Source organism: Yersinia sp. Marseille-Q5920 (assembly GCF_946902935.1).
In the GTDB taxonomy this organism is placed as follows: domain Bacteria; phylum Pseudomonadota; class Gammaproteobacteria; order Enterobacterales; family Enterobacteriaceae; genus Yersinia; species Yersinia rochesterensis.
The window spans coordinates 1-531 of sequence record NZ_CAMPQA010000040.1; the positions used below are offsets into that span (position 1 = coordinate 1).

Here is a 531-nt window from a genome sequence, read left to right on the forward strand (position 1 = left end):
GTATCGAAGACACTACCGCGCTACTCGGCGTTCTGGCCGATAACGGCATAAAAGGCAGTATGGCCGGCACCAGCACCAGCGCTGTGTTTAGTCGGTTGCAGGCCCCTATCGGTAAAGCGCCGGAAGCCTTGCGCGAGCTGGGAATAACCACCCGCGACGGCAAAGGCAATATGTTGCCGGTGGAGAAAATCCTCAAAGATATTGACCGCTCGTTTAAAAAGAACAAGTTAGGCACCGCACAGCAAGCCGAATACCTGAAAGTGATCTTTGGTGATGAAGCGATGAAAGGCGCGGTGAAACTGGTGGCCGCAGCCGGTAACGGCAAGCTGGCGGAGAAGCAAAGTAAGCTAAAAAATGCTGATGGCACCGCGCAATCTATCGCCACGGTCAGAATGGACAACCTCGACGGCGACCTGAAAAACCTGAGTTCGGCATGGGAAGACTTAGAGATTGAAGTCTTTGAGAAACAGGACTCCGCACTGCGCCAACTGACTGTGACCGCAACTGACTGGCTGGTCAATGTCGCGGTGT

The 531-nt window shown here is 54.0% G+C and carries 1 protein-coding gene; it reads left to right on the forward strand.

Translation table 11 applies throughout. The features are described 5' to 3' along the window. The coding region (locus tag OVO64_RS20480) for a phage tail tape measure protein (RefSeq protein WP_267249003.1) at positions 1 to 531 on the forward strand (531 nt) is incomplete at both ends.